Genomic DNA, 26,118 nt, shown 5'->3' with positions numbered 1-26,118 from the left:
TTTTAAATAATGGCTTTTATAAGGCGGTGCTGACTATTGGTTATTGATATGGAGGTTGGCTAAGTGCTGTATTATATATTTAAGTTAATGGATAGAGTTAAGAGAAAAGCGTATTCAAAATACTATAAGAGAATTCTTAATATACATAGAAGTGTGTCCTTGGGTGAAGTTGTTTTAGATAAGAAAAATATAACTATAGACAAAGGCTCTTATATTAGGTCGGGAGAGGTGGCCTCCGGTGAGGCAAGCGTCGTTATTGGGAGATATTGTGCGATTGGGAGCAATGTTAGTATTCGAGCTAGATCCCATGACTTTAGAGTCCCAACGGCTAGCGACTTTAATGAAGAGAACCTAAGGGTGCACGGAGATATAATAATTGGGGATTATGTATGGATAGGAAATAATGTTTTCATAAGGCATGGAGTGAAAATAGGGGATCATGCCATAATTGGTGCAAATTCAGTGGTGGTTAGTGATGTCCCCGATCGAGCTATATATGCAGGTGTGCCAGCAAAGCTCATAAGGATTAATGAAGAATTAATTGAGCCTGAGTTAAGGTCTAGTGTGGTGGGCGAGAATGAAGTTTAATAGGTTTCGAAGAATGGCTCCGGAAATGATGGTCAGATCAATCGATAAGATGAGGAGTCCTGGTGCGGCGTTGTGGAGAGATAAATATAGTATTTCTGACTCGGAAGATGCCCCTTTTTTTATTGTAGGGGCAGGGAGATCTGGAAACACGCTGTTAAGAAAAATGATATGCGAAAATACACTAACCGCAATTCCTCCAGAGCTGCCAGGGTTGGGGAATATTGTAAGATTGTATGATCGTATGCGTAAGTGTTCGTGGGAAGATTTTTGTTTCAATATAATTGAGGAGTTTAAGTTTCAATGCGAAAAGACTCCAGGGGTTGTGGAAGAAGAGTCAAGATGGGATGAGTTGGGGGTTAGGTTTAGCGATATTATTGAAAGATGTAAGGAATCTGAATCTAAGTCTTTGGCATCGGTAGTAAGGGCACTATACAAAGAATATATGGAAAAGAACATGCCAGGAAGCACTAAGTATGGGGATAAAACTCCGTGGAATGCTTTCCATGTAGGACGAATTGATCGGATGTTTCCAAATGCTAAGTATATACATCTGATTCGAGATGGTAGAGCAAGCGCATTATCTTATAGAGAATCTCTGAACTATAATTATCAGGATGCAGTGGATAGATGGATAGATGCAAATAAGAAGATCGAGAATTTTAAAGCAAAACGACAAGATCGTTTTATAACTATAAAATATGAGAATCTCGTGTCTGAAACTGATGCTTGCTTGTCTGTAATGGTGGAGTTTTTAGAATTAGAAGAAACTGTTCCCGAGAATCGAGTCAATATGAACTACGGTGATATGGGGGCGAAACATCACAGAAATGCTGAGTCAGGAAAAATTATGGAAGGTAGAAAAGATGCATGGAGAAAGAGAATTACTAAGGAAGAGATGCTTTACTCTGAAAAAAGAATGGGGAGATTGCTAAAGAGCTATGGATACGATGTTTCCTAAAAAAGTGATGTTTTTGGCTAATGCCACAGTAGGGCATACTATTAAATGGGTCAATGAAATATCTAGGTCGGGAATCGACGTTGTCTTAGTTAGCAAGGAGGATCGATCGCCAGAAATTGAAGATACAGTTAAGTATGTTAGATTAAAGCATAGGGGAGGGTTAGGTTATGTCCGCAATGCTGGTCAGCTTCGTGCTTTAGTAAAGAAACATAAACCAGATATTATTAATGCGCACTATGCCTCAGGGTATGGTTTGTTGGCGCGTTTGGCTTCTGTTAAAAAGTATGTTCCCTACTTGTTGTCTGTATGGGGAAGTGATGTATATCGCGTCCCCGGACGAGGGCGGTTTTGGAAATGGCTTGTTAAAGGGAACCTACGATATGCGTCAGCCGTTGGCTCAACAAGTCATGATATGGGGCATGTGGTAAAACGGCTTTGTCCAACTAAGAAGGTATTAATCACACCATTTGGTGTTGATATTGATGTATATAAAAAAAGCAAAGAGGACATGAAGGAAGATCAATTCGTTGTGGGAACTGTGAAGAAGCTTGAGTTTGTATATGGAATGGATGTATTAATAAAAGCTTTTTCCCTTGCTAAAAGTCAGCGTCCTCATATGAATCTGGAGCTGAGAATAGCTGGAGGGGGAAGTCAGCTCGCAGAGTTGAAAAGGCTATGTAATGAGTTGGGTTTGAAGAAAGATGATGTCAAATTTCTTGGAAGGCTGGAGCAAGAACAAGTGCCAGCCGCACTGAATGATCTGGATGTGTATGTTGCAGTTAGTAGAAGTGAAAGCTTTGGTGTTGCTGTATTAGAAGCGTCGGCATGTGAAGTCCCTGTTATTGTGAGTAATGTAGGGGGGTTGCCTGAAGTTGTGGCAGATGGTCTAACCGGCTATATTGTCGAATCAGAAAACGCAGACGCGCTATCAAGAAAATTAATTAAAATGATGGATTCTAAGCAAGATGCCAGGTTTTGTATGGGGAAAGCTGGTCGCGCATTCGTGAAAGATAACTACGAAATTGGTCATACTACGAGTATTATGATTCAGGCTTATAAGGAATGTATAAGGATTTATGATTGCAATTAGCTTCTGGGTCTTTTTGTTCCCTTCTAAATATGCCTATGTTTATTATGTCGGCTTGCTTTTCCTATGCCTTCCTCGGATTGTTATATCCAGTCGCATTAGGATTGATCGGCCAACTTTGTTTATATTGATTTTATTTTTCTTGGTTAGTGTTTCTGCTTTGCTAAGGTCTATTGCCGACTCTGTATATATTGAGAACCTTGTGGAGCCTTTTAGGTGGTTTTGTCTTTTTGTTTTGTCTCTTGTGGTTTTGATGGATTTGCACTCCAAAAATAATAATGTCTTGGTTTCAGTAATGTCTGCGTGCCTTGCATATGTGATTGTTAGTGCATTAGTTTCATATTTGCAGATAGTGAACCCAGACTTGGTGTCGCCAATAAACTTATTATATGGCGTGGAAGGCCACTTGGAGCGCTCTTTAGCTTTAGACAATAGAGCAACAGGGATATCTAGTGGCCCCGCACAAAATGCACTTTCTGTGGCGATAGCATCGTTGTTTGTTATCAGCGCCTCTTTTTATAAGAAAGACTCTAAGTTGGGGAAGGCCGCTAAATGGCTGTCTTTGATTTCTGCCATCGTTGTTATTTTCTATGCACAATCGAAAACGGCTTTTGTTGTTTTCCTGTTCGGTGTGCTTTTGACATACGCCCTTCAGTTTAGGGGGCGCATTAAGATTATTTCGCTGCTATGGCAAGCTCCGTTAGCTGCTTTTTTCACTCTATATATTTTTATGAAAGTTATGGAGTTCGGATACTTGTCAAAGGTTTTCACCGAAGGGCTTGATTCGAACTCTTATGTGTCTCGAATTGAAAAATGGTCTTATCTCTTTGATATGGCTATTAAGGAACCATATTGGTTTTTGTCTGGCTTTGGTAAAAGCTATTTTGGCGAATACGCTGGAGCTATGGATAATGAGTATGTTTTTATGTTTTTGGTCTATGGGGTTGTTTTCTTTTTAGTATATATATCGTTTATTCTCTTTATGATGTATGAGGCGTTAAGGAATTACTCACATATCAGAGGCGCAGACAGATTTTTGGTCTTGAGTTTCATGGTTGTCACTATGGTTGGCTTAATTGCGGCTTGGCCTAGTATGTTCGTTACTAATTTGAAAACAGCATTTCTGTTTGTTGTTTCAATGGTTCTTGCTGAGTCAATTATAAGACAGCGCTCTACTGCCACTGCATCCAAAATAGGAAGCAACCCTTATCGGAGTGCCTGGTGAAGATATTGATTATATCCCATGGAGGCGGTTCGCCTTATCATGGCCCTAATATGAGATGGTACTATTTGGGGACAGCCCTAAAATCGATGGGGGTGGATGTGTCTATAGCCTCATCCTCGTATTTTCATAAATTTTTCAACTTTCCAGAGGTTAACTCTTCTTACTCAGTGGAAGAAATAGACGGAATAGAGTATGTCTGGCTGAAAACGAATAAGTATTCGGGGCGTATGTCTCAAATTATTAATCAGGCTTGGTTTTCTTTGAAATCTTTTTTTTTGTTGCCGCAGTTAGCAAGAAAAGAAAAGTATGATGCTGTAATTGCGTCTTCACCGCACCCGTTTGTGGTGTTTGCGGCTAGACGGTGTGCGAATGTCCTTGGGGTTCCTTTTATTTATGAGGTTCGGGATCTTTGGCCTCTCGTAATTCAGGAATTGAGTGGGGCGTCGGATAGTCACCCCTATATTCGACTGGTTTCTTTCGCGGAACGTTATGCAGTGCGTAATGCGAATGCTATTGTTTCTGTTAAGCCTGGTGATGGAAAGTATTTTGGTGAAAGGTATGGTGTGAGTGAGAGTCGGTTTCATTACATTCCTAATGGCTTTTTGCCTAGTCGAAATGTTCAGCTAGAAAAAAATAGAGATCAGAACGCTCCTTTTGTGATTGGATATGTTGGCGCCCTTAGCTCCTATTACTGCATAGATAATTTGATTGGTGCGGCAAGAGTCCTTAAAGATCACCAAGATGTGCACTTCAGAATTGTTGGTGGTGGTGAAGATCTTGGGAAGTTAAAAAATTTGGCCTTCCAATATGGTCTTGAAAATATTTCCTTCACGGGGAAGGTTAGCAAAGACAAAGTGGTCGAAGAGTTAGAGCGATTTGATGCGTGCTATGTTGGGTTGAAGGAGGTTAAGGCGAACCTCTATGGTATATCCTGTAATAAGATTTTTGAGTATATGTATGCGGCTAAACCAATAGTGGCGAGCTATATTACTAATTATGATCCGGTCCAAATGGCCGGCTGTGGAGTGACTATTCGATCAGGTACACCTGAGCAGCTTGGCGAGGCAATTTTGAATTTGAAAGAGAACCCTGAGCTTGCACGGGATATGGGAAAGAAAGGCCGCGAGTTCTTTGATCAGAACCACGACTTCAAATTGATTGCTGGCCGTTATAATGAGCTATTATCCAGTCTTATATCCAGGAGAAATAATGCTTGATGTGGTTATTGTTGGTGCTCCGAGATCAGGAACCAACATGCTGAGAGATGTTTTAACGTCTTTCGATAAAGTCGGAACTTGGCCATGCGATGAAATTAACTACATTTGGCGACACGGTAATGTTCGTTATCCGTCCGATGAAATTCCTCCTGATCGAGCTACCCCGGGAGTGTCTGCATACATTCGGGCTCGTTTTGACGATATTCGCCGGACCCAGGATTTAGATATCGTCGTTGAGAAGACTTGTGCCAGTTGCCTGAGAGTGCCGTTTGTGGATCGAGTCCTGCCTGGCGCGAAGTACATCTATATCTACCGTGATGGCATTGATGCCACCGGCTCGGCCAAGCAGCGTTGGACTGCGAGGTTAGATATTCCGTATATCATGGAGAAGGTGCGGTTTGTACCTGTTACGGATTTGCCGTATTACGGGCTGAGATATTTTTGGAGTCGTATTTACCGGCTGTTTTCCAAGGAAAAACGCCTCGCTTTCTGGGGGCCGAAACTGGATAACATGGAAGAGATTTTACAGAAGCACACTTTGAATGAAGTTTGCGCATTACAATGGCAACGCTGTGTTGATAAAGCAGACAGGGATTTAGGGGAAATCGCCCCAGAAAGAGTCATTCGTATTCGTTATGAGGATTTCGTGTCCAATCCGGTCCCGGAACTTCAACGTATCCTTGTTTTTTTGAACTACACCGCATCACTAGAAGAAGTTCAGGCTGCAGTAAAACGAGTGTCTAATGGGAGTCTCGGTAAGGGCCGAAAAGCGTTGGGAGATGAGGAAGTTGCGAAGCTCGAAGCCTTAACGGGGGAGACGTTGAAGCGCCATGGATACCTCTAATACTATGGTGGATGCTCCATCCCTTTCGCTTTCTCAATCTCTCGTTAAACGTATTTTTGATTTTATTCTGGCCTTGTTAGGGTTGCTGTGCGTCTGGTGGCTTATCGCGATTGCATTCATGGCTGCCTGCTTGGACACCCGGAGCAACGGCTTTTTCGTCCAACAGCGCGTCGGCAAAGGCGGGCGAGCGTTCAAAGTGGTTAAGATTAAGACTATGCGTCCAGATACGATGACAACCACTACGGTTACTCGCTCAGGCGATCCTCGTATCACACCGCTAGGCCGCTTTTTCAGAAAAACCAAAATAGATGAGCTTCCACAGCTATGGAATGTGTTGCTTGGGCAAATGAGTTTCGTGGGCCCGCGTCCCGATGTGCCGGGATATGCAGACACCCTGGTTGGCGTTGAGCAAGCTGTTCTATCAATCAGACCGGGTATTACCGGGCCGGCCACTTTGAAATATCGAAATGAGGAAGAGATTCTCGCATCTCAACCAGAACCAGAGCGTTACAATCGAGAAGTGATCTATCCCGATAAAGTTCAAGTGAATCTTCAGTATATCCGTGATTGGACGTTCTGGGGCGATATTCGCTATATCTTGCAAACCGTCTTTGGTTGAAATTTTTTTTCAAGATGCTCATAGACACATATAGAGCATGCGCTGAGGGCTGATCATGTTGAATGGACCTTTCCCCCCCTGGCCTTCCTTTACCCAGGAGGAAGCGGAGGCAGTACAACGCGTGCTGCTGTCCAACAAAGTGAACTACTGGACCGGGCAAGAATGCCGCGAATTCGAGAAAGAGTTCGCTGCCTTTGCCGGTACGGAATACGCCATTGCTGTGGCCAATGGCACTGTGGCGCTGGATCTGGCGCTGCAAGGGCTGGGCATTGGGCCTGGCGATGAAGTGGTGGTGACGCCACGTACTTTCCTGGCCTCCGCCACCACGGTGATCAATGCCGGGGCGACACCGGTATTTGCCGATGTGGATCCGGACACTCAGAACATCACTGCTGAGACCGTTGCCAAGGTGGTAACACCACGCACCAAGGCCGTTATCTGTGTGCACCTGGCCGGCTGGCCCAGCGATATGGACGCCATGATGGCCCTGGCTGATGAACACGGCTTCTATGTTATTGAGGATTGCGCCCAGGCCCATGGCGCTACTTGGAAAGGGCGTCCGGTGGGTGGCTTGGGCCATGTGGGTTGCTGGTCCTTCTGCCAGGACAAGATCATGACCACGGGCGGAGAGGGCGGCATGGTCACCGTGAATGACCGCGACCTTTGGTCCCGCATGTGGAGTTTCAAGGATCATGGCAAAAGCTGGGATGCGGTGTATGAGCGTGACCATCCACCGGGCTTCCGCTGGCTGCATGAGAGCGTGGGCACCAATTGGCGGATGATGGAAATGCAGGCGGCCATTGGGCGGATTCAGCTGAAGCGTATGCCGGAGTGGACTCGCCAACGTCTGACCCATTCCCGGGCGATCTGGCAAACCGCTAGTGAGATCCCAGCCTTGCGTGTGCCGGAGATTCCCACCGAAGTAGGGCATGCCGGTTACAAATGCTACGTGTTTGTGCAGCCGGAGAAACTGGCCCAGGGCTGGGATCGTGATCGTATCATGAACGAAATGGTCGCTCGTGGTGTGCCTTGTTTCTCAGGCTCCTGTTCTGAAGTCTACCTGGAGAAGTGCTTCCAGGATCTCGGCTTGGGGCCGAAAGAGCGTTTGCCGGTGGCGAAAGAGCTGGGGGAGACCAGCTTAATGTTCCTGGTGCATCCTACCCTGGAGCAGGCACATATCGGTAAGACATGCGAGGTGCTGCGGGAGGTGATGGCGGAAACATGGACTTAACGGTGAGTTGCCGAGAAATTAGGTCGGTATCGCAATCCTTTCTTTGATGAAGAGGACTATTCCTACAGCGATGTTTGCGGCCCTAGTGTAGGAGAGGTTCACGTACCGTGATTTTGCCTACTATGTATGGAGTTATGAGTTGAGTCGTGTTCGCCGTTTATCGGCTGATTTGTCAGACCGTCTCCGTGGAGAGATGGGGCAGGCGTTGATACGTACTTTTATTGCTCGGGCTATAGCCGCTCTCGGGGCCTTGGCTCTCGCGCTGGTTATCGGTCGCTTGTATGGTCCGTCGGGGGTTGGTGTTTACGCTCTCGCTCAAGGTTTTCTGCTGGGGGCTGGACTGCTCTCCCGGACTGGAATGGACCATGCTCTGATGCGTTATGTGGGCCAGGATCACGATTCCCCTTTTGTTTTACGCTATCTACGCTGGGCGGCAATACGATGCCTGTTAATCAGTTTAGTTGCGGCAACGATCTTGTGGGCCGGACGGCCTTGGTTTGAAACCCTCTTTGACGCCACTGGTCTTGCTGGTGTCTTGGCGGGTATTACCTTAGCGGTCCCCGCTCATGCATTTGGCTTCTTGCTCTCAGGTTTTTTTAAGGGGATCCGGAAGCCGGCCACCGCCTGCTTGTTGGAAAACGGTTCCGTAGCCCTTGTGGCCGGGATGTTGATTCTGGCTTGGGAGAAAGTGGGGGACGGCAGTAGTCTGACTACTATTGGTTATGCTTATGCGGTGGCTGCCTGGCTCGTGGTTTTGCAAGGCGGGTATCAGGTATGGCGCTGGTGTCATAGACAAACCTGGTGGTTGGATCGCTCCAATCAGGCTTTGGCCTCGACGGGGGCTCAGGCTTCTCTAGGGCAGTTTACGGCAACGTCCCGTGCTTTTTTTATGATCAATCTTGCTGGCTTTATGCAGCAAGTTCTTGGTGTAATGATTGCCGGCTGGTTACTGAGCAGCGCTGAACTTGGTTTATTTAAGGCATCGCAGCAGACGTCTGTACTGATTGGGTTTGTCCTTATTGTTCTTAATGCCGTCTTTCCTCCGCGTTTTGCTTCTCTTTACCGTCAGGGGAAAATAGATGCTCTGGGTAGATTGGCTCGACAAGGCGCATTACTAGGTGTTGTGGTTGCGGCGCCTTTGCTTTTATTGTGCCTGCTGTTTCCCGGCTGGGTTTTGGGCTGGTTCGGTGAAGGCTTCGGAGATGGGGAGTGGTTATTACGTATCATCGCAATAGCGCAAGCTGTGAACGTTTCCACCGGTTCTGTTAGTTTTCTGCTCAACATGACAGGGCATGAACGTCTGGCCAGGAATATCGCTTTAATTTGCAACGCACTTGGCCTGCTCGCCTTTTTCGTCTTAATTCCTCCTTTCGGTGCTTTTGGTGCAGCTCTGGCGTTGGCCTTCGTCCTTGTGGTACAAAACCTGGCGACACTGCTGTTCGTCTGGCGTCGCCTGGGCATTTGGACTTTACCAGGTCCCAATTTGTTAGCTCTAATGGGGATGAAAAGTTCAGTCGTGCCGTAGCAATTGAAAGTGTAGTGGTCCGTGTGTGGCCGTCTCCCTCCTCTTCGAGTATGACCATCGTCGTAAGTGTGGTTGATGACACTGCTCATTTGCCGCGGCAGTCCGGTTGGCATGTTTCTCCGAGTGGCTGTCCGTATGTTAGGTCTATGCCTTCCTAGTGATGCGCTGTTTGAATAATAATTTGGTGGATTAGCGTGTGGTTACGTGTCGAGATCACGGCCTTGGCTCTCGGGCGTTGTGGGGTAGCTAGTTGTTTGTGATTCAAGTGAGTTGGTTGCTGCGCTAGGGCCTGAGCTCATGGAGCTTTCCTCGATGGTATCGGCTGGCGCATAGTCGCGAATCTTGGTCGGTGTGGATCAATACCTTCACTCGATTACTCGACAGGTGGCGGACAGATAAGTGTGATGCGACTTGGTGGCGCGAGGCACCTGAATCGGGATCGCTGGTTCAAGATGGAATCGTAAAGCGTTTATCAATATCTGGCCCTGCGTATGATGCAGGTGAACAATTATATAGGTTTCAGAATGATGCTTAAGAGCCGTAATGATATTGCAAAGATTAATGCGTAATCCTTCGGTGAAGATTTTAGCGTCTCATAGATAAAAGGCATTGAAGGCTTTTTTATGAATATAACTGTTGTTGGTACCGGATATGTAGGATTGTCTAATGCTATGCTGCTGGCACAGCATAATAAAGTAATGGCCTTAGATATTGACGTTGATCGAGTATCTCTTTTGAATGAAAGGCGCTCGCCTATTGATGATGCAGAGATAAGGGGGTTTTTGATAAGAGACGATATTTCCTTTGAGGCGACGATAGATAAGGAGTTGGCATACGGTGAAGCAGAAATTGTCTTGATTGCTACGCCAACAGATTACAATCCCAGAGAGAATTTCTTTGACACATCTAGCGTAGAGTCAGTAATAAGGGATGTTTCTGAAATAAAGCCGAAAGCTCTAATAGTTATTAAGTCTACTGTCCCGGTTGGTTATACAGAGAAGATTAGAGAGGATTTTGGTTTAAAAAACATTATATTCTCTCCGGAGTTTCTAAGAGAAGGAAAAGCTTTATATGATAACCTTTACCCATCGAGAATCATTGTTGGTGAACGGTCTGAACGGGCTGCTGAATTTGCAGGCCTTCTGAAACAAGGAGCTATCCCAGAGGATGTGCCGATACTCCTAACTAGTAGCACTGAAGCGGAGGCGATCAAGCTTTTTGCCAATTCTTATCTCGCTCTACGTGTTGCTTACTTCAATGAACTAGATAGTTACGCTGAAACACACGGTTTGGATACCAAGCAGATCATTGAAGGTGTCGGACTGGATCCTCGTATTGGCGATCATTACAACAACCCTTCTTTTGGTTATGGCGGCTATTGTTTGCCAAAGGATACCAAACAGCTACTGGCCAATTACCAAGATGTACCTAATAACATCATTCAGGCAATTGTTGACGCTAATAGAACTCGAAAGGATTTCATTGCGGAATCCGTATTGAGCCGAGACCCCAAGGTTGTTGGGGTCTATCGTCTGATCATGAAGTCAGGGTCCGACAACTTCAGAGCCAGTGCCATGCAGGGTGTGATGAAACGCATTAAGGCCAAAGGTGTCGAGATAGTGGTATACGAGCCCGTGTTAAAGGAAGACACTTTCTTTGGGTCGCGAGTGATTCGTGACCTGGAGGCCTTTAAAGGGGCATCGGATGTCATTCTTACCAACCGTATGGTGGATGAATTGGCCGATGTGGAAGATAAAGTTTATACCCGTGATCTGTTTGGCAGTGATTGACGTAACCTCTTTTGCCCTTCCTTTGGTTGACCTCGCCAGTTCTGAATAACGTTTGGAGATCCTGATGATTCGCAAGGCCATATTGCCCGTTGCCGGGCTTGGCACCCGTTTCTTGCCGGCTAGCAAGTCCATCCCCAAGGAAATGATCACCGTGGTTGACAAGCCGGTGATTCAGTATGTGGTGGACGAAGCCGTTGCCGCTGGCGTGCGTGAGATTGTATTGGTCAACCATTCGGCAAAGGCCGCCATCGAGAATTATTTTGACATTAATTATGAGCTGGAAGCGGAGCTTGAGAAAAAGAACAAGCAAGCTTTGCTGCAGGTGCTGCGCAATATTGTACCAACGGACGTCAGGGTTATCAGCGTTCGCCAGGGGCGTCCTTTAGGGCTTGGGCATGCGGTGCTGTGCGCCAAGGAGGTGATCGGTGATGCCCCTTTCGCGGTACTCCTGCCGGATGTGTTGGTGGACAATCATGACAATGATGGCGATTTGGATCTGACTCGTATGATCCGCCGATTCGACCAGACCCGTGCTTCTCAAATCATGGTGGAAGCGGTTCCTCGTGAGAGGGTGGACCAGTATGGCGTTGTGTCCTTGAGTGGTGAGGCGCCGGAGCCAGGCCATAGCACTGCAATGAGTGGTGTAGTTGAAAAGCCGCACCCGGATCAGGCCCCCTCCAACTTGTCGGTGGTGGGGCGCTACGTGCTGCCGGCACGGATCTTTGAAATGCTTGAACGCACCGGGCCAGGGGCAGGAAATGAGATTCAGCTTACCGACGCTATTGCTGATTTAATGAACGAGCAACCGGTGGAAGCCTACCGCATGATCGGGCAGACGTATGACTGCGGTAATAAGTTGGGTTATTTACAAGCCACGCTTCGTTACGGGGCACGCCATCCTGAAGTGGGTGAGGGGTTTCGCACCATGTTGCGGGATATCGGAGAGGATTAGATGTATCTGGATATCTACGGCGACAGTCTATGCGCACTGGTGACGGCAGCGGCCCTGGCCTCCAGCGGACACCATATCACTCTGCGTCCGCCGAATCTTGCTGAATGGCAATCCGCCGTTGGCAAAGGGCGTCTCGATATCCAGGAACCCGGTTTGGATCGGCTATTTGCAGAGCAGATCTCTGAAGGACGTCTATCCGTGGGGGATATAAAGGCCCCCCCGAGACCGGAGGTGAGCGCTGTATTCCTGGCTGTCCACTCTCATCAGCGGGCGTTGGCCGAGCATGTGGTTACCGTCAGTGCTCCGGAGGCAGGGCGACAGCGGGTGGTGATTAACCAGTCTCCTTTCCCTGTGGGGACAACGGAAGAACTGCAACTGCTCTGTCCTCAGGTTCCCGTGGTAGTGCTACCAGAACTGCTTCAGGAAGGGGGCGCGCTTCAGAGTTTTATGAGACCCGCTCGTTTGTTGCTAGGTTGCGATGACCGCGATGCAGAAGTACTGGTCCGTGAGATATTTCGCCCCTTCAACCGCTTAAGTGATCACTTTTTAGTGATGGGACCGAGGGAAGCGGAATTCACCAAGTTGGCGATTACCGGGATGTTGGCCACTCGCGTTAGCTATATGAACGATATGGCCAACCTGGCGGAGACCCTGGGGGTGGATATCGAAAATGTTCGCCAGGGAATGGGGTCTGATCCTCGCATCGGAGAAGCGTATTTGTATGCAGGGTGTGGCTTCGGTGGCCCCGGGTTGTCACGAGACGTGTTGAACCTGTCGGAGAAACTGAGTACCAGCGGTGTGGGCTCGGAGCTGCTTCGTCAGGTGATAGAAATCAATGAGCGCCAGAAGGAAGTGCTGTTCCGGAAACTTTGGGGCCATTACGACCGTAACCTGGAGGGTAAGGTGGTGGCGATCTGGGGGGCGGCCTTCAAGCCGGGCACTGGCCGTGTCGACAACGCACCGGTCGAGCGCTTGCTGAATGCTTTATGGGCGCAGGGGGTTATCGTCAAGGTGCACGATCCTCAGGCGCTTCCTACCCTCCGCGACCGCTACGGGGAGCGTCCAGACCTGATACTGTGTGAGCGGCCTTATGACGCCAGTCAGGATGCCGATGCGCTGATGTTGGTGACTGAGTGGAAAGCCTACTGGAGCCCGGACTTCGATCATTTGAGGCAGGGCATGCGCAGCCCGGTTATTCTTGATGGCCGCAATATCTATGACCCCGCTTATCTTCGCCAGGCCGGCTTTATCTACTATGGCGTAGGCCGGTAGTTCTACACGGATTCTGTTGGTGACACACATGGTATGGAATGACCTTAAGGCGCATGCGGATGAGCTGGCCCAGCGGCATCTTGCTGATCTGTTTGTAGATGATCCCCAGCGTTTTGCCCGCTTACATCGCAAGGCAGGGCCGTTGTTGCTCGATCTGAGTAAGCAACGTCTCAATGGCGACACGCTTTCACGGCTGTTCTCATTGGCCGATGCCCGTGAGCTGAAGGCCTGGATTACGCGGCTGTTCGCTGGTGAAGAAGTGAATGGCACGGAAGGCCGGGCCGCCATGCATTGGGCATTACGGGCGCCGACCGGCTCCGGGTTGGCGCCAACTGAAGTCGAAGCCTTGGTTCACGGTGAGCTGGAGCGGATGGCACGCATCGTGGAGCAGCTGCATTCAGGCCAATGGCGTGGCTATACCGGTGAACCGATCACCGACGTGGTCAATATCGGTGTCGGTGGCTCGGACCTGGGGCCACTGATGGTGTGTCGCGCATTGGAGGATTTCGCCGAGCCTGCTGCCAATGGTCTGAATGTTCACTTTGTGTCATCCATGGATGGTAGTCAGGTGGCCCATTTACTCCGGGCACTCAGGCCTCAAACGACGCTGTTTATCATTTCCTCCAAGTCATTTACCACTGTGGATACCCTGTATAACGCCGACACGGCTCGCACCTGGTTACAACGGGCGCTGGGAGATGATGAGGCGGTGATTCGTTGTCATTTTCTGGCGGTTTCCAGTGCGGTGGAAAAGGTAACCGAATGGGGCATTGAGGAACGGAACTGCCTGCGTCTTTGGGATTGGGTCGGCGGGCGTTATTCTCTATGGTCAGCGATTGGATTGCCCGTGGCCATTCGGGTTGGCATGGCACGCTTCCGTGAACTGTTGGCGGGCGCGCACTTCATGGACCGGCATTTCCTGGAAGCCCCCTGGGAAGACAATATACCAGTGCTGATGGCGTTGGTCGGCGTTTGGAATACGAACTTTCTGGATATCCACGGCCATGCGATCTTGCCCTATGATGGCCGGTTGAAATACCTACCCTCCTATCTTGAACAGTTGGAAATGGAGTCCAACGGCAAATCCGTGACTCGGGACGGCGAACCTGTCTCCGAGAAAACCTGCCCGATTCTTTGGGGCGATGTTGGTCCCAATGCTCAGCACGCCTTTTATCAGCTTCTCCACCAAGGGACGGAACCCGTTACTTGCGATTTCATAGCCCCGGCGCGGCGCTATCATGAAGACGTGCATTCAGAGGGGGCCGGGGAGTTGGTGCGTCAACATGAGTTGGCACTGGCTAATTGCCTGGCTCAGTCCCGTCTGCTGGCTCTTGGTGAGGCAGCCCTGCCCAGTGATGAGCAGGTGCCGTTCTATAAGCGCTACCGGGGTAATCAGCCCAGCACCACCCTGATGATGGATGAACTGGCTCCCTATAGTTTAGGGGCGCTACTCGCTGCCTATGAGCACAAAGTATTCACGCAGGCCGTGATTTGGAGCATTAACCCCTTTGACCAGTGGGGCGTGGAGATGGGCAAGAAGATCGCCACCAGCACCCTGCAGGCCATCCGTGAAGGGGATGATGGAGGAATGGATGTCTCCACCAGTGGACTGCTGACGTTTATACGGAATAGTTAAAGCCCGGCTTGCCGGGCTTTAGGAGTATTGAATGAGCGAGATCGAGCTTAAACCGTCTATTTTTCGGGCATACGACATCCGTGGGATTGTCGGGGAAACCTTGAGTGAGGAGATCACCCGTCAAATAGGGCGGGCAATTGCCGCCGAAACGCTGGCCGCAGGGGAGTCGCGCATTGCGGTGGCCCGAGATGGTCGTATCTCCGGGCCACAGGTGAGCCAGGCTCTGATCGAAGGGCTGCGTAAAGGCGGTTGCGATGTGGTGGATGTGGGCATGGTGCCAACCCCGGTACTGTACTTTGCTACTCATGTGGTAGAGGGGCTCAACTCTGGCGTCATGGTGACGGGCAGCCATAACCCACCGGACTATAACGGCTTCAAGATCGTGATCGGTGGCCAAACGCTTTCCGGTGATCGTATTCAGGGGCTGTATCAACGTATTGTTCAAGCGGATTTATCCGACGGGCAGGGCGAGCTGAGTAGCCTGGATTTGCGTGAACAGTACCTGGATCGCATCACCTCTGATGTCACGCTCAAACGCCCGTTGAAAGTGGTGGTGGACACCGGTAACGGTGTTGCCGGTGAGTTGGCGCCGCGTTTGATGGAGCGCCTCGGTTGCACGGTGGTGCCGCTCTTTACCGAAATTGATGGCACCTTCCCCAATCACCACCCCGATCCTGGTGAGCCGGAAAACGTGGTGGATCTGATTCGCACCGTGGCCGAAACGGGAGCGGATCTGGGTCTGGGTTTTGATGGTGACGGTGATCGGGTAGGGGTGGTGACCCCCAAAGGCGAGCTGATTTACCCCGATCGGCTGATGATGGCCTTTGCCGAGGATGTGCTCTCCCGCGTGCCGGGTGGCCGCATCATCTATGATGTGAAATGCACGGGCAACTTGGCGAAAGTGGTCACTGAGCTGGGCGGCGACCCTGAGATGTGGCGTACTGGGCATTCATTAATTAAGGCGCGAATGAAGGAGACCGGAGCACCGCTGGCAGGAGAGATGAGTGGGCATATCTTTTTCTCCGAGCGCTGGTATGGCTTTGATGATGGCCTGTACGCGGCGGCACGACTGGCGGAGATCCTGGCCGCGCAGGAGAAAGACGCTGATGCATTTTTTGTCCGTTATCCGCAAAGCCCCAGCACGCCGGAGATTACCATTCCTGTTCCAGAAGATTACAAATTCGCCGTGGTGGAGCGGTTGATCGCCGACGGTGATTTCGGTGATGGCCGACGCACCACCATTGACGGCATTCGTGTGGACTATGAGGATGGTTGGGGATTGTGCCGTGTGTCCAATACCTCTCCGAAGCTGGTTACGCGCTATGAAGGGGCGACACAAGAGGTCTGTGATCGTATTCGGGCTTTGTTCGAGGCCAGCATCGTGGATGTGATGAGGCGGCTGAAGGTCTTGTGATATCAATGAGCATTCGGAGCAAGGGAGTTTATTTATCTGGCCGGAGTCTAAAGATTACTTCAAGGATTAGAGGCGGCTCGCTGGGAAACGGGGAGTGTTAGAAATTCTGTGTCAATCCACTAATCTCTACATGAGAGGATTGACCTATGAACGACAAGTTTGATTTTGACAACGCCCTGAAGGCCCTGCAATCAGGCAAAGCGATTACCGGGAAGGACGGTGTCCTGACCCCACTAATCAAGCAGCTCACTGAGGCAGCGCTGGAGGCCGAGTTGGATTCCCATCTGGCCGATGACGTTGCTCCCAACCGCAAAAATGGCAAGACAAGTAAGACGGTCAAGAGCACTGCCGGCCCCTTTGAGTTGGACACACCCCGCGATCGCGCCGGTACTTTTGAGCCGCAGCTGATCAAGAAGCACCAGACATCGGTCAGCGATGAAATCGAGGCCAAGATCCTGTCAATGTACGGCCTGGGAATGAGCTACCGGGATATCTCTACGCAGGTCGAGGATCTTTACGGCATCAAGGTCTCCACGGCCACCCTGAGCGCTATTACCGATAAAATAATAGCCGAGGTCAGGGATTGGCAGCAGCGCCCCCTGGACAGTCTGTATCCCTTTGTCTGGCTCGATGCCATCCACTATAAGGTCAAGGACAATGGGCGCTATAAGAGCAAGGCGGTTTACACAGTGCTGGCGGTCAATCTGGAAGGCAGGAAGGAAATTCTCGGGCTCTACCTGTCCGAAAGCGAGGGAGCCAACTTCTGGCTCTCTGTTCTGACCGACCTCAAAAATCGCGGTGTCGATGATTTCCTGATTGCCAGCGTGGATGGGTTGACTGGATTCCCGGAGGCCATCGCCACCATCTACCCGGACACTGAGGTTCAACTCTGCATCGTCCACCAGGTTCGCAACTCGCTGAAGTACGTAGCATCGAAGAACCAGAAGGCGTTTATGGTCGACTTGAAGCGCGTCTATCGGGCCACCTCCAAAGAGGCAGCGGAGCAGGCTCTGGATGAGCTGGAGAATCGCTGGGGCGACCTGTATCCCATTGTGATCAAGTCCTGGCGAACGAAGTGGGACAATCTATCTGCCTACTTCAGGTACCCGCCAGATATTCGCCGTGTGATCTACACGACGAATTCCATTGAGGCAGTGCACCGCCAGTTCCGGAAACTGACCAAGACGAAGGGTGGCTTCCCCAACGAGGACAGCCTACTGAAGTTGCTTTATCTCGGCGTTCAAAACGCCAGCAAGAAATGGACGATGTCGATCCAGAGCTGGAATATCACGCTGTCCCAACTGGCGACCTTCTTTGAAGGCCGACTCGACGGCGTGTTGGATCTGTGATCAGATGATTAACGAGGAATTACTGTGACACAGAATTCTGAACACTACCGGGAAACGAAGTCGGGGTCATCCGTGGACGTCAAGCCTCTCCGTCGCTTCTATGGCCAGGTATAGAGTCTATTGTTGGGTAGTTCACGGACCGCGACTACTCAATGATTTCTGCACCTGCTGTAATCATGGTCTTTCAGCTCTCTTAACTGTTTCGTGAACCTGTTCATGCCCCTGGCAGGAACGGCATTGCTTCCTTTCTGTCCAATCACCGACGGATTTATTAGCCAGGGCTGGTTTGATAAAGATCGGCTCTGATAAAGGAATACAGGTGATGATGGTTTCCTCTTTTCCCCCCGCATCTGGGCCGGATCGTTTTTTTTCCGCGCTTTCTAGCCTTCTGCTCTTCGCTTTCCTTTCCTTGTTGATGACCTTCCGCTACAGCTATGCCGTGATGCCTTTACTGGCCGGAGGTGTGGCCTTGTGTGGCTTGTTGTTTGTGTGGCTTCAACCGGGGCATTCGTTGCGGCTGGGCCGGGGGGATGTTCTTTGTCTGACTGCTCTTCTTCTGTTCTCCCTGCTTTGGTTGGCGGATGTGGTCCGAACGGGCAAGTGGCCGGTAGGCGAAGGGAACCAGGGTATTCTGCTGCCATTGTGGCCCGTGCTGGCGGCCCTGGTGCTAATGGCCTGGCGTGGGCTTCCGCCGAAGACTGGATATTGGTGGTTTGGAGTGGCGCTGGGGGCGTTGCTGGCCGGCGGCATTGCTTCCTACGAGCATTGGGTGCTGGGGCGCGGGCGGCCGGATAATGGCATGAACGCCATTCCCTTCGGCAATGTGTCGCTGTTGTTGGCGACGCTATCGCTGGTGGGGCTGTTGGCGCGGCTGGGGATGCGGCCTGTAAAAGGGGAGTGGTGGTTGCGTGGCTTCTACGCGTTGGCCGTCGGTGCCGGTTTGCTCGCCGCCGTGCTGTCTGGCACCCGAGGCAGCTGGATTGTTTTCCCGGCACTGATTTTGCTGGTGTTTGGTGTTTTCTGGCGGCAGTTACACCGTGGTGGCATGGTGGCCTTGGCGGTCTTGGTGGCGGTGGTGGTCCTGAGTGCGTCCTTCATGCCCAGGGCAGGAGTGACCCAGCGTGTGGCCCAGGCGGTGGAGAATCTGGAGGAATATACTGAAGGCGATACCTATTCCTCTCTGGGCATTCGCCTGGAAATGTGGCGGGCCGGTGTCCGGTTGTTCCGTGAGAAGCCCATTCTTGGTTGGGGCGAAGGGCGGTTGGAAGCGCGCCGTGATCAATGGGTGGCTGAGGGGCTTTACGACAAGGGCATCAGCCGTTACGACCAGCTCCACAACGACCTGATCGATACCGCCGCCCGCCGGGGTCTGGTGGGGCTGGTTTCGTTATTGTTGCTGTACGGCGTGCCGCTCGTCCTGTTCGCTACACACTTGCGACGGCGTAAGGATGTTCAGGGGCAGGCGCTGGCCTTGTCCGGGGTGATCGTGGTGGTGGCGTTCATCGGTTTCGGGCTGACGCAGTCCTTGTTGCGGGATGTGCGCGGGTTGTCCGGCTTTCTCGGGATGCTGACGGCGTGCTGGTGTTTGTTGAAGGCGACGCCGGAGGGTGCGAGAAAAACGGCGCAAAGCTGATTTCTGAGCTGCTGTGGGAAGCTTGCCGGGCGGCGCTCCGCCTGCAAGTGAATCCTGGCACCGGAGGCCGCATTCGCCAGCAGGCTGGCTCCCACAGATTACGCCACGGAGCCGCTGTGGGAGGCTTGCTTGCAAGCGAATTGCCAACGTAATTCGCTGCCAAGGCAGCTTCCCACAGTGGCTTTGTTGTCCGGCATGATGGTTTTCAGGGGTTCCTTGGATTTGGACTCCAATCCGGAGTCCGCCGGGACATGCTTGATACTGCCCTAATGAGCAGTGTATTGTGGTGATCGGTCTGGAATCCCGGTTTCGCCGCTGTCAAGGCGTCGTGCTCAAGAGGAGTGATCTGGCAATGTATGCGATTGAGTTTGAGACAGACATCAAAGGTGAGTTCATTCGCCTGCCGCGCTTTGAGCAACTGAAGGATCGCCACGTTAAGGTCATTATTTTGACGAAAGAAGTCGTGGAGGAGGGCGCCGCTCAGCAAGAGAATACGTCGGCTACCCGGCGCAAACCTGCTCAGGTGCCCCCTATTCAGTTCAAAGGTGATGTCTTTGATACAGCTTCAGGATCAGATTGGGATTTGCCCTGATGCAAGTGTTGGATACCCATGTCTGGCTTTGGTGGATGTCTGGTGATGAACGCCTGAAACCTGTTTGGAATGATGTGATTAACAACGATACTGACGTGGGAGTCAGTGCGATCAGCTTGTTTGAGGTGTCGGGTATCTCGCTGCTGCCGATCACGCCTGCGATAGCCATGAAGGGGGTGAGATTGCCGGAGCATCATAGCGACCCCCAGGATCGTCTGATTATGGCAACAGCATTGGAGCATAACGCCGGTTTATTGTCGGCGGATACCAAATTCAAATTGTATGAAGAACTGGAAAGCATTCTGGTTCGGTAAGTTTTTTTCCCGGTTTTCCCTGCTCGATCCTCACTGAATGCATCTCTGGATTAATTTCCTGAGCGGACCTTCGCTGCTCCCTGGCCTTCCTTTACCCAGTAGGAATAATGGGTTCAGGCTATCAGAACCTGGTGGTATTCATCGGCTTGGGGCTGACGCAGTCCCTGTTGCGGGATGTGCGCGGGTTGTCCGGCTTTCTCGGGATGCTGACGGCGTGTTGGTGTTTGTTGAAGGCGACGCCGGAGGTTGGGAGAGAAGGGACGGTTGGCTGGCCGCGGCAGGAGGTAGCGACGCCACGGATTAATGTGTTACCTTGTATTTAATATGTAACACATGGGAGGAATGTCATGAGCGATGCTACCTTCACCTTTCGGGTCGATGAGGGTCTGAAAGCGGAATTCGCCAGTGCGGCCAAAGCTCACGACCGCACTGGGGCCCAGCTTCTGCGCGACTTCATGCGTGATTATGTGGCGCGGCAGCAGCAAGCACAGGATTACGACGACTGGCTGATTACCAAGGTGGAGCAATCACGAGCCTCGGCGGAAGCAGGGAACCTCATCCCTGACGCTGATGTTGAGGCCAGGTTTGCTGCCCGCCGTGCCGCAACTCGCGCTCGCTTGGCGAAGGCGAAGTGATGGAGCTGGTTTGGACGCCAGAGGCAATACAGGACCGTGATGACATTTACGATTACATAGAGTCGGGAAATCCGCTGGCGGCCTTGAGGCTTGATGCGTTGTTTTCCGACAAGGCCGCGTTGCTGTTGGATCATCCCGACGGCGGGCGGCCTGGCCGTGCTCCAGGTACTCAAGAGTTGGTCGTCCATCCCAGTTACATGTTTGTATATGAAGTCGTGGAAGGCCAGGTTCGTGTGCTGAACGTCGTGCATACAGCGCGCCTGTGGCCGCCTGATCAAGAGTAGAAGACTTCGTAGCTCACACTGTGGGAAGCTGCCTTGGTCGCGATGGAGTTCATCGCTGCCCACTGGGCGTCGTATTTATCTTGCTGCTCCAGCAGCATCCGCATAGCCCGCTCCCGGAACTCTGGGGGGTATCTCATTGGTTTGCTCATTGCTCCATCCTCTCAAGGTTTGGAGCCTCCGACAAAACCGGGGCGATTCACCTCGGCGGCGATTATCCATCCTGGCAAAGAGCAGGAGGATTTCTTTTCCGGCTATTCCATGCCGCGCATTCTTAAAGCCTACTCTCGGGAGCAGTTTACTTTCGTGTCCCAGTTTGTGCGATTGAGTATGCCGATGGATGAGGCTGGAAGAGTGGGAGGGCAAGTCACAGGGCAAGTCGCCAAGCTCATTGCGGTGTTGCAAGTGCCAATGAGCCGTAAGGAGATGATGAATACCCTTGGGCTTCGAGGTCGTGATAATTTTGAAAAACTCTACCTCCGCCCAGCATTGTCGGAAGGCTATATTGAATACACCCTGCCAGACAAACCCAATAGCCGCTTGCAGCAATACCGCTTAACGGAAAAAGGCCGCGCTGCATTGGCATCCTCTAAACCAAACTGATTCCGAACAACATTTTGAGTACATCATGCTGAAACCCGCTCAGGTGCCCCTCATTCAGTTCAACGGTGGTGTCTTTGATACGGTCGCGGGCTGACGCAGTCCCTGTTGCGGGACGTGCGCGGGTTGTCCGGCTTTCTCGGGGTGCTGACGGCGTGCTGGTGTTTGTTGAAGGCGACGCCGGAGGGTGCGAGAGAAACGGCGCAAAGCTGATTTCTGAGCTGCTGTGGGAAGATTGCCGGGCGGCGCTCCGCCTGCAAGCGAATCCTGGCACCGGAGGCCGCATCCGCCAGCAGGCTGGCTCCCACAGAAACCTCAGCTACGAAGCCGCTGTGGGAGCCGCCCGGCAAGCTTCCCACCGATTGATCTCCTACAAGGTAACGATACTGGCCTGGGGTCTGGCCAAGCCTACTTGATACTGATCGTATGGCCAGTATATTGTGGGAGGCAATCCATGGCCTAACCAATTGTTCAGGTGTCCATGGAAAGAGGGATGGGGTTATTTTTTATGGCACTTGGTGCTATGGTTCGTTGGGTGGGATGATGCAAATATATAAGAACAAAGAGTTTGCTAAATGGGCAGCAGGGGAAGGAATAGAGGATGGTGACTTGTGCCAGGCTGTCGCAGAAATAGAAAAGGGGCTCATTGACGCCGATCTAGGTGGAAATGTGCTGAAAAAACGCGTTTCTTTGGCTGGTCGTGGCAAGAGAGGCGGGGCTCGAACCCTGATCGCCTACAGGCAAGGTAATAAGGTATTTTTTGTCTATGGCTTCGCCAAGAATATCAGGGCGAATATTCAGGGGGCTGAATTGAAGGCGTTGAAAGCCTATGCGAGGGTTCTGCTGGGTTACGGTGCCGAGGAATTGCGCAAGGCCATAAAGGCTGGGGCGTTGATCAAGATCGAGGTAGAAGACGGTGGATAAGTCGATTTTGGATGTGGTGCATGAAGGTGCAAAAGACCTACAAAACGCGGGCGTGTTGGATGAGGTAACCATGCGCGAGTTTGATGCGCTTTGTTTACCGCCAGTAAAAAAGTACACGGCAGTCCAGATTAAGCAAATTCGTACTCGCAACAAAGCCAGTCAGGCGGTTTTTGCGGCCTATTTGAATACTAGCCCGTCTACGGTTCAAAAATGGGAACGAGGAGCCAAAAGCCCTAACGGGCCGTCTTTGAAGTTGTTGAATCTGGTGGACCGTAAGGGCATTGAGGTGTTGGCATAGGTCGATACCGCTGCCCGCCGTGGTCTGGTGGGGCTGATTTCGTTATTGCTGCTGTACGGTGTGCCGCTCTTCCTGTTCGCTACACACTTGCGGCGTCGCAGGGATGTTCAGGGGCAGGCGCTGGCCTTGTCCGGGGTGATCGTGGTGGGGGCGTTCATCGGTTTCGGGCTGACGCAGTCCCTATTGCGGGATGTGCGCGGGTTGTCCGGCTTTCTCGGGATGCTGACGGCGTGCTGGTGTTTGTTGAAGGCGACGCCGGAGGGTGGGGGAGAAACGGCGCAAAGCTGATTTCTGAGCGGCTGTGGGAAGATTGCCTGCAACCGAATCCTGGCACCGGAAGCCGCATTCGCCAACAGGCTGGCTCCCACGGATTACGCCACGGAGCCGCTGTGGGAGGCTTGCTTGCAAGCGAATTGCCAACGGCAGGGAAAATAATTCGCCGCCAAGCGGAGCGCCGCCCGGGCAGCTCCCACAGGGGCTTCGTAGTTGAGGTTTCCGTGGGAGCCAGCCTGCTGGCGAATGCGGCTTCCGGTGCTGGGGCAGTTGGAACGCTCCGGCTAGGCGGCGGCGTCGCTCATCAGGCTTTCATAGGGAATTCTCAGACCGTGATGGAGACGCCGGATCATATTCAGGCTGAGCCCTCTTTTCCGGTTCAAGACTTCGGAAACCCGGCCACTGGAACCTATGTAGGGCTCCAAGTCCTGGTTGGTAAGCCCTAATTGTTCCATGCGGAATTTAATGGCTTCAATTGGATCGGATGGACCGATGGGGTAGTGCTTATCCTCGTACTTCTCGATCAGAATGGACAGTACCTCCAGCTCATCGGCTTCCTCCGAGCCTTCTTCGGCGGTCCACAGCTGCTCCATGCGAGCAAAGGCGCGCTCCAGATCGGCGTCGGTATGGATCGGCTGAATATTCATCATATCGTCTCCGCATCAACCTCATCATACTGAGCGTGGGTACCAATGAAGCGTACCCAGGCAATCTGTTTGTCATACCGGATCGCAACGATCACCCGGTATTTGTTCCCCCCTATATTGAAGACCACACGCCCTCCTTTAAGAATGCTGGCTGTGGCGATGTCGGCCTTCAGCTCATTCGGGGTAGCCCATGTCGCTTTTAGCAGCATGTTGTACCACTCGATGAGAGGCGTTTGAGCGTCGCTGTGCCCCGGCTGTTCCCAAAACGCCTTTACCGTCCGTTTGGCGATGACTCTCATCATTCCTCCCTTTTTGGGAGAAAATACGCTCTCCCATATTGGGAGTCAAGTGAACTGCCTGGACGCTTCAGAACTTCGCCTGCCCGGGTAGCCACAGGACCAGTTGCGGGAACAGGGAAATCAGCACCACGACCACCAGCATCACCGCCACGAAGGGCAGGGCGCCGCGCAGGATGTGGCCCCATTGCATGCCCGGTGGTGCCACGCCTTTGAAGTAGAACAGGCTGCCGCCCACCGGCGGGGTCAGGAAGGCGGTTTGCAGCATCACCGCCACGCAGGTGATCACCCACAGCGGGTCCAGATCGTATTGCCGGATCAGCGGCAGGAAGATCGGGAACAGGATCAGCACGATGGCAATCCAGTCGATGAAGGCGCCGAGGACGAACGTCAGCACCATGATCACCAGGTAGACGCCCCATTTGTTCAGGTTCAGATGGCTGACGAAATCGACGATGATCTGGTCGCCGTCCATGCTGTGGAACAGGGCGGTGAAGCACACCGCGCCGACGATGGTGACCATCGCCATGGCGGTGATCTTGGCGGTTTCCTGCACCGATTCCTTGAGCATGGTGAGGCTGAAGCGGCCGTAGGCGATGGTCATCAGCAGGGCGACGAAGGCGCCGACGCCGGAGGCTTCGGTGGGGGTGGCCCAGCCGGAGAAGATCGAGCCGAGCACCGCCGCCACCAGAATCACCGGTGGCACCAGATTGACCAGCGCGCCGCTGATGCGTTTGCCAACCGGCATGGCGGCGGCTTCTTCCGGGCTGAGCGCGGGGCCCCGTTCCGGGTAGCGCCAGCATAGCCCCAGCACGTACAGCACGTAGCACAGCGACAACAGCAGCCCTGGCACGATGGCGGCCAGGAACAGCTTGCCCACCGACAGCTCCGCTTCATTGCCCATGACGATCAGCATGATGCTGGGCGGGATCAGTACGCCGAGGGTGCCGCCGGCGGTGATCACCCCGGCGGAGATTTCCTTGCGGTAGCCGTATTTTTCCAGCACCGGGGCGGCCAGCAGCCCCATGGTGACCACCGAGGCGCCGACGATGCCGGTGGTGGCGGCGAAGATGGTGGAGACCACGATCACCGCCACCGCCAGGCCGCCGCGCACCGGGCCCAGCAGGTAGCGCAGCGACTCGAACAGGCCTTCCGCCACCGCCGATCGCGACAGGAAGTTGGCCATCAACGTGAACAACGGGATCGCCACCAGGGTGTAGTTGTTCATGGTGGAGAACACGGCGCTGACAAAAATGTCGATGATGCCGGTGCCCCAACTGGTGAGACCGAACAGCATGGCGATGCCGCCGAACACGAAGGCGATCGGGTGGCCGGTGGCGATGCCCAGCAGCAGCGCGGCGAACATGCCGGCGATGATCCAGACTTCATTCATGTTGCGCCTCCGGCTGGTCGCCGCCTTCGATCAGTACCAGAAGGTGTTTGAGGGTTTCCGAGAGGCCTTGCAGCGCCAGCAGGGCGAAGCAGACCGGAATCACCGCCTTGAACGGATACAGTGGTGGCGCGAAGGCGGTGTTGCTGGTTTCGCCCATGGACCAGGAATACTCGGTGAAGCCGATGCCGTGGACCGCCACGGTGATCACGAACGGGAAGAACAGCACCAGGTAGCTGACGATGCTGAGCAGCGCTTGCGCTCGTGGAGCCAGGTGCTCGTAGAGCAGGTCCACCGAGACGATGCTGCGATGCAGCAGGGCATAGGCGGCCACGATCATGAAGTGGAAGCCGAACAGCATGGTGATGGTCTCGAAGGCCCAGATGCCGGGCGCGTTGAAGACCCGGCGGCTGACCACTTCGAACACGGTGACCAGCATCATCGCCAGCACCGACCAGGCGCCGATGCGGCCGACCCAGTCGCTGATGCCGTCGAGAATACGGATAAGGTGGCGTATGGCCTGCATGA

The 26,118-nt window shown here is 52.2% G+C and carries 28 protein-coding genes; 24 read left to right on the top strand and 4 right to left on the bottom strand.

Annotated features, from left to right (window positions below):
• Positions 1-63 precede the first annotated feature (63 nt).
• From MA04_RS14120 to MA04_RS14005, 24 genes are all read left to right on the top strand, one after another.
• The gene (locus tag MA04_RS14120) at positions 64-588 is read left to right on the top strand and encodes an acyltransferase (RefSeq protein ID WP_262461100.1); all 525 of its coding nucleotides are present in this window, start codon (positions 64-66) and stop codon (positions 586-588) included.
• Positions 589-601: 13 nt separating this feature from the next.
• Positions 602-1,546, top strand: a complete 945-nt coding sequence (locus MA04_RS14115; protein ID WP_262461099.1) for a sulfotransferase family protein — start codon at positions 602-604, stop codon at positions 1,544-1,546.
• Positions 1,527-2,636: a glycosyltransferase gene (locus MA04_RS14110; RefSeq protein WP_262461098.1), complete on the top strand. Its 1,110-nt coding sequence runs from the start codon at positions 1,527-1,529 to the stop codon at positions 2,634-2,636. The genes MA04_RS14115 and MA04_RS14110 overlap by 20 nt, the downstream gene beginning before the upstream one ends.
• Positions 2,623-3,858 carry an O-antigen ligase family protein gene (locus MA04_RS14105; RefSeq protein WP_262461097.1) on the top strand — a complete coding sequence of 412 codons (1,236 nt, stop codon included), beginning with the start codon at positions 2,623-2,625 and terminating at the stop codon, positions 3,856-3,858. The genes MA04_RS14110 and MA04_RS14105 overlap by 14 nt, the downstream gene beginning before the upstream one ends.
• Positions 3,855-5,075 carry a glycosyltransferase family 4 protein gene (locus MA04_RS14100; protein WP_262461096.1) on the top strand — a complete coding sequence of 407 codons (1,221 nt, stop codon included), beginning with the start codon at positions 3,855-3,857 and terminating at the stop codon, positions 5,073-5,075. Before MA04_RS14105 ends, MA04_RS14100 begins: the two co-directional genes overlap by 4 nt.
• A complete protein-coding gene (locus MA04_RS14095; protein WP_262461095.1) occupies positions 5,068-5,919 on the top strand; it encodes a sulfotransferase family protein in 852 nt (283 codons plus the stop codon). Before MA04_RS14100 ends, MA04_RS14095 begins: the two co-directional genes overlap by 8 nt.
• Positions 5,906-6,538: a sugar transferase gene (locus tag MA04_RS14090; RefSeq protein ID WP_262461093.1), complete on the top strand. Its 633-nt coding sequence runs from the start codon at positions 5,906-5,908 to the stop codon at positions 6,536-6,538. The genes MA04_RS14095 and MA04_RS14090 overlap by 14 nt, the downstream gene beginning before the upstream one ends.
• 55 nt (positions 6,539-6,593) lie before the next feature.
• A complete protein-coding gene (locus MA04_RS14085) occupies positions 6,594-7,769 on the top strand; it encodes a DegT/DnrJ/EryC1/StrS family aminotransferase (protein WP_262461092.1) in 1,176 nt (391 codons plus the stop codon).
• A 358-nt stretch (positions 7,770-8,127) separates the two neighbouring features.
• Positions 8,128-9,294, top strand: a complete 1,167-nt coding sequence (locus tag MA04_RS14080; RefSeq protein WP_262461091.1) for a lipopolysaccharide biosynthesis protein — start codon at positions 8,128-8,130, stop codon at positions 9,292-9,294.
• 623 nt (positions 9,295-9,917) lie between these two features.
• On the top strand, positions 9,918-11,084 hold the full coding sequence (locus MA04_RS14075; protein WP_262461090.1) for a nucleotide sugar dehydrogenase: 1,167 nt from the start codon (positions 9,918-9,920) through the stop codon (positions 11,082-11,084).
• 64 nt (positions 11,085-11,148) lie between these two features.
• Positions 11,149-12,036, top strand: a complete 888-nt coding sequence (galU, locus tag MA04_RS14070; protein ID WP_262461089.1) for a UTP--glucose-1-phosphate uridylyltransferase GalU — start codon at positions 11,149-11,151, stop codon at positions 12,034-12,036.
• The gene (locus tag MA04_RS14065) at positions 12,037-13,308 is read left to right on the top strand and encodes a UDP-glucose dehydrogenase family protein (protein ID WP_262461088.1); all 1,272 of its coding nucleotides are present in this window, start codon (positions 12,037-12,039) and stop codon (positions 13,306-13,308) included.
• 28 nt (positions 13,309-13,336) lie between these two features.
• Complete coding sequence (gene pgi, locus MA04_RS14060; protein ID WP_262461119.1) at positions 13,337-14,944, top strand: glucose-6-phosphate isomerase; 1,608 nt, start codon at positions 13,337-13,339, stop codon at positions 14,942-14,944.
• Between the two features lie 31 nt (positions 14,945-14,975).
• Complete coding sequence (locus MA04_RS14055; RefSeq protein ID WP_262461087.1) at positions 14,976-16,358, top strand: phosphomannomutase/phosphoglucomutase; 1,383 nt, start codon at positions 14,976-14,978, stop codon at positions 16,356-16,358.
• 146 nt (positions 16,359-16,504) lie between these two features.
• Positions 16,505-17,707 (top strand): IS256 family transposase, encoded by a 1,203-nt coding sequence (locus MA04_RS14050; RefSeq protein ID WP_262461086.1) that lies wholly within the window; start codon positions 16,505-16,507, stop codon positions 17,705-17,707.
• Between the two features lie 487 nt (positions 17,708-18,194).
• Positions 18,195-19,340 carry an O-antigen ligase family protein gene (locus MA04_RS14045; protein WP_262461084.1) on the top strand — a complete coding sequence of 382 codons (1,146 nt, stop codon included), beginning with the start codon at positions 18,195-18,197 and terminating at the stop codon, positions 19,338-19,340.
• 352 nt (positions 19,341-19,692) lie between these two features.
• A complete protein-coding gene (locus MA04_RS14040; RefSeq protein ID WP_163121296.1) occupies positions 19,693-19,932 on the top strand; it encodes a hypothetical protein in 240 nt (79 codons plus the stop codon).
• Positions 19,932-20,246, top strand: coding sequence for a type II toxin-antitoxin system VapC family toxin (locus MA04_RS14035; RefSeq protein ID WP_262461082.1), 315 nt, complete (start codon positions 19,932-19,934; stop codon positions 20,244-20,246). Before MA04_RS14040 ends, MA04_RS14035 begins: the two co-directional genes overlap by 1 nt.
• Positions 20,247-20,593: 347 nt before the next feature.
• Positions 20,594-20,881: a CopG family ribbon-helix-helix protein gene (locus MA04_RS14030; protein ID WP_055100608.1), complete on the top strand. Its 288-nt coding sequence runs from the start codon at positions 20,594-20,596 to the stop codon at positions 20,879-20,881.
• Positions 20,881-21,165: a type II toxin-antitoxin system RelE/ParE family toxin gene (locus MA04_RS14025; RefSeq protein WP_262461080.1), complete on the top strand. Its 285-nt coding sequence runs from the start codon at positions 20,881-20,883 to the stop codon at positions 21,163-21,165. The genes MA04_RS14030 and MA04_RS14025 overlap by 1 nt, the downstream gene beginning before the upstream one ends.
• Positions 21,166-21,207: 42 nt before the next feature.
• Positions 21,208-21,765: a Fic family protein gene (locus MA04_RS14020; RefSeq protein ID WP_394356157.1), complete on the top strand. Its 558-nt coding sequence runs from the start codon at positions 21,208-21,210 to the stop codon at positions 21,763-21,765.
• A 423-nt stretch (positions 21,766-22,188) separates the two neighbouring features.
• Positions 22,189-22,686 (top strand): type II toxin-antitoxin system RelE/ParE family toxin, encoded by a 498-nt coding sequence (locus MA04_RS14015; RefSeq protein ID WP_262461078.1) that lies wholly within the window; start codon positions 22,189-22,191, stop codon positions 22,684-22,686.
• On the top strand, positions 22,679-22,984 hold the full coding sequence (locus MA04_RS14010; RefSeq protein ID WP_163121292.1) for a helix-turn-helix domain-containing protein: 306 nt from the start codon (positions 22,679-22,681) through the stop codon (positions 22,982-22,984). The genes MA04_RS14015 and MA04_RS14010 overlap by 8 nt, the downstream gene beginning before the upstream one ends.
• A 27-nt stretch (positions 22,985-23,011) precedes the next feature.
• Positions 23,012-23,272 (top strand): hypothetical protein, encoded by a 261-nt coding sequence (locus tag MA04_RS14005; RefSeq protein WP_262461076.1) that lies wholly within the window; start codon positions 23,012-23,014, stop codon positions 23,270-23,272.
• Between the two features lie 269 nt (positions 23,273-23,541).
• Here MA04_RS14005 and MA04_RS14000 read toward each other — a convergent pair whose 3' ends face one another.
• The 4 genes from MA04_RS14000 to MA04_RS13985 form a co-directional block, all read right to left on the bottom strand.
• Positions 23,542-23,907, bottom strand: coding sequence for a helix-turn-helix domain-containing protein (locus MA04_RS14000; protein ID WP_394356156.1), 366 nt, complete (start codon positions 23,905-23,907; stop codon positions 23,542-23,544).
• Positions 23,904-24,206 carry a type II toxin-antitoxin system HigB family toxin gene (locus tag MA04_RS13995; protein WP_022997493.1) on the bottom strand — a complete coding sequence of 101 codons (303 nt, stop codon included), beginning with the start codon at positions 24,204-24,206 and terminating at the stop codon, positions 23,904-23,906. Before MA04_RS13995 ends, MA04_RS14000 begins: the two co-directional genes overlap by 4 nt.
• Before the next feature lie 64 nt (positions 24,207-24,270).
• Positions 24,271-25,593, bottom strand: a complete 1,323-nt coding sequence (locus tag MA04_RS13990) for a TRAP transporter large permease (protein WP_055100611.1) — start codon at positions 25,591-25,593, stop codon at positions 24,271-24,273.
• Positions 25,586-26,116 (bottom strand): TRAP transporter small permease subunit, encoded by a 531-nt coding sequence (locus MA04_RS13985; protein ID WP_055100612.1) that lies wholly within the window; start codon positions 26,114-26,116, stop codon positions 25,586-25,588. The genes MA04_RS13990 and MA04_RS13985 overlap by 8 nt, the downstream gene beginning before the upstream one ends.
• Positions 26,117-26,118 lie beyond the last annotated feature (2 nt).

It is taken from the genome of Alloalcanivorax balearicus MACL04, assembly GCF_025532145.1.
Lineage (GTDB): Bacteria > Pseudomonadota > Gammaproteobacteria > Pseudomonadales > Alcanivoracaceae > Alloalcanivorax > Alloalcanivorax balearicus.
This window is presented reverse-complemented; position numbering and strand designations above follow the sequence as displayed.

Excerpts from the sequence above, each read along its gene's own strand:
- MA04_RS14015 (WP_262461078.1), top strand. The coding sequence starts at position 22,189 with ATGGCCAGTATATTGTGGGAGGCAATCCATGGCCTAACCAATTGTTCA.
- MA04_RS14080 (WP_262461091.1), top strand. The coding sequence starts at position 8,128 with ATGGACCATGCTCTGATGCGTTATGTGGGCCAGGATCACGATTCCCCT.
- MA04_RS14065 (WP_262461088.1), top strand. The coding sequence starts at position 12,037 with ATGTATCTGGATATCTACGGCGACAGTCTATGCGCACTGGTGACGGCA.
- MA04_RS13995 (WP_022997493.1), bottom strand. The coding sequence starts at position 24,206 with ATGATGAGAGTCATCGCCAAACGGACGGTAAAGGCGTTTTGGGAACAG.
- pgi (WP_262461119.1), top strand. The coding sequence starts at position 13,337 with ATGGTATGGAATGACCTTAAGGCGCATGCGGATGAGCTGGCCCAGCGG.
- MA04_RS14075 (WP_262461090.1), top strand. The coding sequence starts at position 9,918 with ATGAATATAACTGTTGTTGGTACCGGATATGTAGGATTGTCTAATGCT.
- MA04_RS14105 (WP_262461097.1), top strand. The coding sequence starts at position 2,623 with ATGATTGCAATTAGCTTCTGGGTCTTTTTGTTCCCTTCTAAATATGCC.
- galU (WP_262461089.1), top strand. The coding sequence starts at position 11,149 with ATGATTCGCAAGGCCATATTGCCCGTTGCCGGGCTTGGCACCCGTTTC.
- MA04_RS14000 (WP_394356156.1), bottom strand. The coding sequence starts at position 23,907 with ATGATGAATATTCAGCCGATCCATACCGACGCCGATCTGGAGCGCGCC.
- MA04_RS14035 (WP_262461082.1), top strand. The coding sequence starts at position 19,932 with ATGCAAGTGTTGGATACCCATGTCTGGCTTTGGTGGATGTCTGGTGAT.
- MA04_RS14110 (WP_262461098.1), top strand. The coding sequence starts at position 1,527 with ATGGATACGATGTTTCCTAAAAAAGTGATGTTTTTGGCTAATGCCACA.
- MA04_RS13990 (WP_055100611.1), bottom strand. The coding sequence starts at position 25,593 with ATGAATGAAGTCTGGATCATCGCCGGCATGTTCGCCGCGCTGCTGCTG.
- MA04_RS14050 (WP_262461086.1), top strand. The coding sequence starts at position 16,505 with ATGAACGACAAGTTTGATTTTGACAACGCCCTGAAGGCCCTGCAATCA.
- MA04_RS14055 (WP_262461087.1), top strand. The coding sequence starts at position 14,976 with ATGAGCGAGATCGAGCTTAAACCGTCTATTTTTCGGGCATACGACATC.
- MA04_RS14115 (WP_262461099.1), top strand. The coding sequence starts at position 602 with ATGGCTCCGGAAATGATGGTCAGATCAATCGATAAGATGAGGAGTCCT.
- MA04_RS13985 (WP_055100612.1), bottom strand. The coding sequence starts at position 26,116 with ATGCAGGCCATACGCCACCTTATCCGTATTCTCGACGGCATCAGCGAC.
- MA04_RS14025 (WP_262461080.1), top strand. The coding sequence starts at position 20,881 with ATGGAGCTGGTTTGGACGCCAGAGGCAATACAGGACCGTGATGACATT.
- MA04_RS14085 (WP_262461092.1), top strand. The coding sequence starts at position 6,594 with ATGTTGAATGGACCTTTCCCCCCCTGGCCTTCCTTTACCCAGGAGGAA.
- MA04_RS14030 (WP_055100608.1), top strand. The coding sequence starts at position 20,594 with ATGAGCGATGCTACCTTCACCTTTCGGGTCGATGAGGGTCTGAAAGCG.
- MA04_RS14095 (WP_262461095.1), top strand. The coding sequence starts at position 5,068 with ATGCTTGATGTGGTTATTGTTGGTGCTCCGAGATCAGGAACCAACATG.
- MA04_RS14090 (WP_262461093.1), top strand. The coding sequence starts at position 5,906 with ATGGATACCTCTAATACTATGGTGGATGCTCCATCCCTTTCGCTTTCT.
- MA04_RS14020 (WP_394356157.1), top strand. The coding sequence starts at position 21,208 with ATGGAGTTCATCGCTGCCCACTGGGCGTCGTATTTATCTTGCTGCTCC.
- MA04_RS14040 (WP_163121296.1), top strand. The coding sequence starts at position 19,693 with ATGTATGCGATTGAGTTTGAGACAGACATCAAAGGTGAGTTCATTCGC.